At 60.7% G+C, this 7,251-nt stretch carries 7 protein-coding genes; 6 read left to right on the top strand and 1 reads right to left on the bottom strand.

From position 1 onward, the window contains the following. Positions 1-98: 98 nt before the first annotated feature. Complete coding sequence (locus AC3WWR_RS30490; RefSeq protein ID WP_020799409.1) at positions 99-719, bottom strand: TetR/AcrR family transcriptional regulator; 621 nt, start codon at positions 717-719, stop codon at positions 99-101. 293 nt (positions 720-1,012) lie between these two features. On the opposite strand from AC3WWR_RS30490, the gene AC3WWR_RS30485 reads away from it, so the two are divergent. The 6 genes from AC3WWR_RS30485 (at position 1,013) to AC3WWR_RS30460 (ending at position 7,182) form a co-directional block, all read left to right on the top strand. Beyond that, positions 1,013-2,311 (top strand): OprD family porin, encoded by a 1,299-nt coding sequence (locus tag AC3WWR_RS30485; protein ID WP_432669503.1) that lies wholly within the window; start codon positions 1,013-1,015, stop codon positions 2,309-2,311. Positions 2,312-2,495: 184 nt separating this feature from the next. Further along, a complete protein-coding gene (locus AC3WWR_RS30480) occupies positions 2,496-3,320 on the top strand; it encodes an NAD-dependent epimerase/dehydratase family protein (protein ID WP_020799407.1) in 825 nt (274 codons plus the stop codon). A 49-nt stretch (positions 3,321-3,369) separates the two neighbouring features. Next, positions 3,370-4,257 carry an SMP-30/gluconolactonase/LRE family protein gene (locus tag AC3WWR_RS30475; RefSeq protein WP_432669502.1) on the top strand — a complete coding sequence of 296 codons (888 nt, stop codon included), beginning with the start codon at positions 3,370-3,372 and terminating at the stop codon, positions 4,255-4,257. 67 nt (positions 4,258-4,324) lie between these two features. Further along, a complete protein-coding gene (locus AC3WWR_RS30470) occupies positions 4,325-5,296 on the top strand; it encodes a TRAP transporter substrate-binding protein (RefSeq protein WP_020799405.1) in 972 nt (323 codons plus the stop codon). A gap of 77 nt (positions 5,297-5,373) precedes the next feature. Then, a complete protein-coding gene (locus AC3WWR_RS30465) occupies positions 5,374-5,901 on the top strand; it encodes a TRAP transporter small permease (protein WP_020799404.1) in 528 nt (175 codons plus the stop codon). Then, positions 5,902-7,182: a TRAP transporter large permease gene (locus AC3WWR_RS30460; protein ID WP_110752004.1), complete on the top strand. Its 1,281-nt coding sequence runs from the start codon at positions 5,902-5,904 to the stop codon at positions 7,180-7,182. Positions 7,183-7,251 lie beyond the last annotated feature (69 nt).

Raw genomic sequence — 7,251 nt, 5'->3', positions numbered from 1 at the left:
CGCTCCCACAGGTTTTTCTGGCGTTCCCAAAACCTGTGGGAGCGGCGGTGCGGCGATCCGACTTGCCCGCGATGAGGCCATCAGCAACACCGAAGGCCTCAGGGCTCCAACCCGATCCCCCGCAAAATCACACTCGTCACCGTCTGCACCGCCCGCTCGAACTGCATATCGGACAACGGTTGATGATCATTCAAAATATTCACCTGATGATCAAAGTCGGCATAGTGCTGTGTCGAAGCCCAGATCATGTACAACAGGCTTGAAGGCTCCACCGGCAGGATGCGCCCGTCGTCCACCCACTGGCGGATCTTCGCTTCTTTCATCTTGGCCCAGTCATACAGGCTCGCGTCCAGCTTCGCGCCCAGGGTCGGCGCGCCGTGGATGATTTCGTTGGCCCAGACCTTTGAACCGTAGGGCCGGCTGCGCGAGTGGTTCATCTTGGCGCGGATGTAGCTGCTGAGCACCACGCGGGGGTCGTCGAACATCTCGAAGCACAGCGCGTCCTGCTTCCACACTTCCAGCAGGTCCAACAGCACGGCGCTGTACAGTTCGGTCTTGGTGCTGAAGTAGTAATGCAGGTTGGAGCGCGGCAGTTGCACCTCGGCGGCGATGTCGGCCATGGCGGTGCTACCAAAGCCTTTTTCGGCGAAGACCTTCTCGGCCCCCAGCAGAATTTTCTCGACGTTACTGCGACGAATCTCGATCTTGTGATTGCCCATGAGGGCTCCCTGACAACAACATTAAACAAGACTAGCACCGCTCTACGGCGCGGCGACAGGGGACCGTCGATTCCGGCGCATGGTCAGGGCACCTCTTGACCGCATTTCATACCTTCAAACCATGCCTGCGGTCTCTACCCATATAACCCCTTAACCCCGGGGGAACGAATTACCTCAAGTCATCGTATAACTTCCGATTGACAACCCCCAAAAATCCCGCAAATATCTTCGCCAATGTTGTACGACGACGTATGACAAAAATAAAAACAAAAAAGCAGCAAGGGAGCGTCACAGTGAGCAAGCTCGTCCTCGATTCGTCCGTCCGTACTCCACGCCCAACCATCACCCGCTTGCAGACACTGAGCCTGTACGGTTGCGCCAGCCTGGCCCTGAGCCTGCCCCTCACCAGCCAGGCCGAAGGCTTCACCGATGACGCCAAAGCCACGCTGAACCTGCGCAACGCCTACTTCAATCGCAACTACACCAACCCGGCCTACCCTCAGGGCAAGGCTGAGGAGTGGACACAGAACTTCATCCTCGACGCCAAATCCGGCTATACCCAGGGCCCGGTGGGCTTCGGTGTGGATGTGCTGGGGCTGTACTCGCAAAAACTCGACGGCGGCAAGGGCACCACGGGAACGCAGTTGCTGCCGGTCCATGGTGACGGCCGCCCGGCCGACAACTTCGGGCGCCTGGGCGTGGCACTCAAAGGCAAGATCTCGAAAACCGAACTGAAGGTCGGCGAATGGATGCCGGTGTTGCCGATCCTGCGTTCCGACGACGGCCGCTCGCTGCCGCAAACCTTCCGCGGTGGCCAGGTGACGTCCACCGAGATCAGCGGCCTGACGCTCTACGGCGGGCAGTTCCGCCAGAACAGCCCGCGCAACGATGCGAGCATGGAAGACATGTTCATGAACGGCAAGTCGGCGGCCTTCAGCTCGGATCGTTTCAACTTCGGCGGCGGTGAATACGCCTTCAACGAAAAACGCACCCAGGTCGGCGTCTGGTACGCCGAACTCAGCGACATCTACCAGCAGCAGTACTTCAACCTCAGTCACAGTCAGCCAATCGGCGACTGGACCCTGGGCGCCAACCTCGGCTACTTCATCGGCAAGGAAGACGGCAGCGCCCTGGCCGGTGACCTGGACAACAAGACCGCCTTCGCCCTGCTCTCGGCCAAATACGGTGGCAACACCTTTTATGTCGGCCTGCAAAAACTCAGCGGCGACGACGTGTGGATGCGGGTCAACGGCACCAGCGGCGGGACCCTGGCCAACGACAGCTACAACTCCAGCTACGACAACGCCAGGGAGAAGTCCTGGCAGGTGCGTCACGACTACAACTTCGTGGCCCTGGGCATTCCCGGCCTGACGCTGATGAACCGCTACATCAGCGGTGACAACGTGCACACCGGCACCATCACCGACGGCAAGGAATGGGGCCGCGAATCGGAACTGGCCTACACGGTGCAGAGCGGCGCGTTGAAAAACCTCAACGTCAAATGGCGCAATGCGAGCATCCGCAAGGATTTCAGCACCAACGAGTTCGATGAGAACCGGATTTTCATCAGCTACCCGATTTCGTTGTTGTAAGAGCAAAGGATCAACACATGCCCCTGTGGGATCGAGATTTACCGGAGCATTGATCGGGGTGACCCTCCGTCAATTTCCACCAATGTCGCGTTGACAAAAACCGGAAAGCCTACCGATACTTCAGCAATGTCGTACGACAACCTACAACGACCCAATAACAATAACTGCTTGTCCAGGAATTCCCATGACGACCACTGCAACCGCCCAAACGCCCTTCAATCGCCTGTTGCTGACCGGTGCTGCCGGTGGCCTGGGCAAAGTCCTGCGCGAGAGCCTGCGCCCGTACGCCAACGTCATTCGCCTGTCCGACATCGCCGACATCGCCCCCGCCATCGATGATCGCGAAGAAGTCGTGCCGTGCGACCTCGCCGACAAGCACGCGGTGCATCAGTTGGTCGAAGGCGTGGATGCGATCCTGCATTTTGGCGGGGTGTCGGTTGAGCGCTCGTTCGAAGAAATCCTCGGCGCCAACATCTGCGGCGTATTCCACATCTATGAGGCGGCACGCCGTCACGGCGTCAAGCGTGTGATCTTCGCCAGTTCCAACCACGTCATCGGCTTCTACAAGCAGGATGAAGTCATCGACGCCCATTCCCCTCGCCGCCCGGACAGCTACTACGGCTTGTCCAAGTCCTATGGCGAAGACATGGCCACGTTCTACTTCGATCGCTACGGCATCGAGACCGTCAGCGTGCGCATCGGCTCTTCGTTCCCCGAGCCGCAAAACCGCCGGATGATGAGCACCTGGCTGAGCTTCGGTGACCTCACCCAATTGCTCGAACGCGCGCTCTACACCCCCAACGTTGGACACACGGTGGTCTACGGCGCCTCCGACAACAAGGACGTCTGGTGGGACAACCGTTACGCCACGGTCCTGGGTTATGCCCCGCAGGACAACTCCGAAGTGTTCCGTGAAAAGGTCGAAGCCCAGCCGCTGCCGGCCGCCGATGACCCGGTGCGGATCTACCAGGGCGGTGCCTTTTGCGTTGCCGGCCCGTTCGGCGACTGATCGCCCCAGCCATGAGCCCAACCACCAACAGCCAAGGGAATGAGTTGCCATGCAAGCCGAACTGATTGTCGATGCGCGCAATACGGTGGGTGAAAGCCCGGTCTGGGTCCCCGAGGAAAACGCCCTGTACTGGGTCGATATTCCCGCCGGGGGCCTGCAATGCTGGAGCGCGCAAACCGGTCATGTGCACGCCTGGAAAGCCCCGCAAATGCTCGCCTGCATCGCCCGTCACTCCGATGGCGGCTGGGTCGCCGGCATGGAGAGCGGGTTCTACCATCTGCATGCACATGCCGACGGCAGCCTCGACAGCGCCCCCCTGGCCCACGTCGATCACCTCCGGCCGGACATGCGCCTCAACGATGGTCGCTGCGACCGCCAGGGCCGCTTCTGGGCCGGGAGCATGGTACTGGACATGGGCGCCAATACCGCCGTGGGCACGCTCTATCGCTATGGCGCCGGGCAACAAGGCCCGCTCCAGGCACAACTGAACGGCCTGATCGTGCCCAACGGCCTGGCCTTCAGCCCGGACGGCCGGACGATGTACCTGTCCGACTCCCATCCGCTGGTGCAGCAGGTCTGGGCATTCGATTACGACATCGACAGCGGCACCCCTTCCAACCGCCGCGTGTTCATCGACATGAATCAATATGCCGGCCGCCCTGATGGCGCGGCGGTCGATGCCGAGGGTTGTTACTGGATCTGCGGCAACGATGCCGGGTTGGTCCACCGCTTCACCCCCGACGGTCGACTGGACCGCTCCCTTGCCGTACCGGTGAAAAAACCGAGCATGTGCGCCTTCGGTGGCAGTCGCCTGGACACCTTGTTCGTGACCTCGATTCGCCCGGGAGACGACCTTGACGAGCATTCGCTGGCCGGTGGCGTGTTCGCCCTGGACCCCGGCGTCAAGGGATTGCCCGAGCCGCACTTCAAGCAATGAATGCAATTGTTGGCGCTACACCGCTGTGCCCTGAATAACAAAAACAACAAGACTGGAGACACCCCCGATGGACTTCAAACGCACCTTGCTCGCCGCAGCACTCCCTCTGGCCTTCACCCTCAGCAGCGCCGCCCATGCGCTGGAAATCAAGTTTGCCGACATCCACCCCGCGGGCTACCCCACCGTGGTCGCTGAAGAGCAATTGGGCAAGACACTGGTGGCCGACAGCGACGGCAAGCTGACCTTCAAGATGTTCGCCGGCGGTGTGCTCGGCTCGGAAAAAGAAGTTGTTGAGCAGGCCCAGGTTGGCGCGATCCAGATGGCTCGGGTCAGCCTCGGCATCGTCGGCCCGGTGGTGCCGGACGTGAACGTATTCAACATGCCGTTCGTGTTCCGCGACCAGGCGCACATGCGCAAGGTCATCGACGGTGAAGTCGGCGACGAGATCCTCGACAAGATCACCAACTCCGAATTCAACCTCGTCGCCCTCGCCTGGATGGATGGCGGCACGCGCAACATCTACACCAAGAAACCGGTGCGCAGCCTGGAGGATCTCAAGGGCATGAAGATTCGCGTGCAAGGCAACCCGATGTTCATCGAAACCATCAACGCCATGGGCGGCAACGGCATTGCCATGGACACCGGTGAAATCTTCAGTGCCCTGCAGACCGGTGTGATCGACGGTGCGGAGAACAACCCGCCGACCCTGCTCGAACACAATCACTACCAGAACGCCAAGTTCTATAGCCTGACCGGGCACCTGATCCTGCCCGAGCCGATCGTGATGTCGAAGATCACCTGGAACAAACTCACCCCCGAGCAGCAGGTGCTGGTGAAGAAGACCGCCAAGGCGGCGCAGGCGCAGGAGCGCACCCTGTGGGATGCCAAATCGGCCAGCAGCGAAGAAAAACTCAAGGCTGCCGGCGTCGAGTTCATCACCGTCGACAAGAAACCTTTCTATGAAGCGACCGCCTCGATCCGCGAGAAATACGGCGCACCCTACGCCGACCTGATCAAGCGCATCGAAGCCGTCCAGTAACTCTCCCGCTCCCTTGAAAGGCCCGGCGCGACGTTCGTTGGTAGACGCCCGTGCGCGCCCGGTTACGGTGAAACCCGATGAAGAATCTATTGCTGCGCATCAACGACAGGATCTACATGACCTGCATCTGGGTCGCGGGCCTGTCGGTCCTGGCCATTGCCCTGATCATTCCCTGGGGCGTCTTCGCCCGCTACGTCCTCGGCACTGGCTCAAGCTGGCCTGAGCCCACGGCGATTCTGCTGATGATGGTCTTCACCTTCATCGGCGCCGCCGCCAGCTACCGCGCTGGCGCACACATGGCCGTGGCCATGCTTACCGACCGCATGCCCCCCGAACTGCGCAAGGCTGTAGGCGTGGTCTCGCAACTGTTGATGGCAACCATCGCGTTGTTCATGACCATCTGGGGCAGCAAGCTGTGCCTGTCGACCTGGAACCAGTTCATGAGCGCCCTGCCCACCCTGCGCGTAGGCATTACCTACATGCCGATTCCGATTGGCGGCCTGCTGACGCTGATCTTTGTCCTGGAAAAACTCTTGCTCGGCGACCAGAGCAATCGTCGCGTCGTGCGTTTCGACATCGTTGAAGAAAACGAAGGGGCTGCCTGAATGGACGCTGTGATTCTGTTGGGTAGCTTCATAGCATTGATCCTGATCGGCATGCCGGTCGCCTACGCGCTCGGGCTCTCTGCGCTGATCGGCGCGTTCTGGATCGACATTCCGTTCCAGGCGCTGATGATTCAGGTGGCCGGTGGCGTCAACAAATTTTCCCTGCTGGCGATTCCGTTCTTCGTCCTCGCCGGTGCGATCATGGCCGAGGGCGGCATGTCTCGGCGCCTTGTGGCATTTGCCGGTGTGCTGGTCGGGTTCGTGCGCGGTGGACTGTCACTGGTCAACATCATGGCCTCGACCTTCTTTGGCGCTATTTCCGGTTCGTCGGTGGCGGATACCGCCTCGGTCGGTTCGGTGCTGATCCCGGAAATGGAACGCCGCGGCTATCCCCGTGAGTTCGCCACCGCCGTGACCGTCAGCGGCTCGGTGCAAGCCCTGTTGACGCCGCCAAGCCACAACTCGGTGCTCTACTCGCTGGCGGCAGGTGGAACGGTGTCGATCGCCTCGCTGTTCATGGCCGGCGTGGTGCCGGGCCTGTTGATGAGCGCGTGCCTGATGGTGCTGTGCCTGATCTTCGCCAAGAAGCGTGACTACCCCAAGGGCGAAGTCATCCCGATGCGCGAAGCCTTGAAAATCTGCGGCGAAGCACTTTGGGGCCTGATGGCCATGGTGATCATCCTCGGTGGCATTCTGTCGGGCATATTCACGGCGACCGAGTCGGCGGCCATCGCGGTACTGTGGTCGTTCTTCGTGACCATGTTCATCTACCGCGACTACAAGTGGAGCGAGCTGCCGAAACTGATGCACCGCACGGTGCGCACGATTTCGATCGTGATGATCCTGATCGGCTTCGCCGCCAGCTTCGGCTACATCATGACGCTGATGCAGATCCCGGCGAAGATCACCACGATGTTCCTGACCCTGTCGGACAACCGTTACGTGATCCTGATGTGCATCAACGTCATGCTGCTGTTGCTTGGTACCGTGATGGACATGGCACCCTTGATCCTGATCCTTACGCCGATCCTGATGCCAGTGATTCTCGGCATTGGCGTGGACCCGGTGCAGTTCGGCATGATCATGCTGGTGAACCTGGGGATCGGCTTGATCACACCGCCGGTAGGCGCGGTACTCTTTGTCGGGTCGGCGGTGGGCAAGGTCAGCATCGAATCAACCGTCAAGGCCCTGCTGCCATTCTACGGCGTGCTGTTCCTGGTGCTGTTGGCCGTGACCTACATTCCTGCGCTGTCGCTGTGGTTGCCGCATCTGGTGTTGTAATCCGGCTGATCCTGCAACCGCTGAACTGTAGGAGCCGGGGTGGGGGGGGGGGGGGGGGGGGGGGGGGGG

It is taken from the genome of Pseudomonas sp. EB271-G4-1, assembly GCF_058791355.1.
The sequence above is the reverse complement of the archived record's forward strand: the minus strand, read 5'-3'. Positions and strand labels throughout refer to the sequence as shown.

Bases quoted from the DNA above. Each gene is read 5' to 3' on its own strand.
- AC3WWR_RS30480 (WP_020799407.1), top strand. From the start codon at position 2,496: ATGACGACCACTGCAACCGCCCAAACGCCCTTCAATCGCCTGTTGCTG.
- AC3WWR_RS30475 (WP_432669502.1), top strand. From the start codon at position 3,370: ATGCAAGCCGAACTGATTGTCGATGCGCGCAATACGGTGGGTGAAAGC.
- AC3WWR_RS30465 (WP_020799404.1), top strand. From the start codon at position 5,374: ATGAAGAATCTATTGCTGCGCATCAACGACAGGATCTACATGACCTGC.
- AC3WWR_RS30490 (WP_020799409.1), bottom strand. From the start codon at position 719: ATGGGCAATCACAAGATCGAGATTCGTCGCAGTAACGTCGAGAAAATT.
- AC3WWR_RS30470 (WP_020799405.1), top strand. From the start codon at position 4,325: ATGGACTTCAAACGCACCTTGCTCGCCGCAGCACTCCCTCTGGCCTTC.
- AC3WWR_RS30460 (WP_110752004.1), top strand. From the start codon at position 5,902: ATGGACGCTGTGATTCTGTTGGGTAGCTTCATAGCATTGATCCTGATC.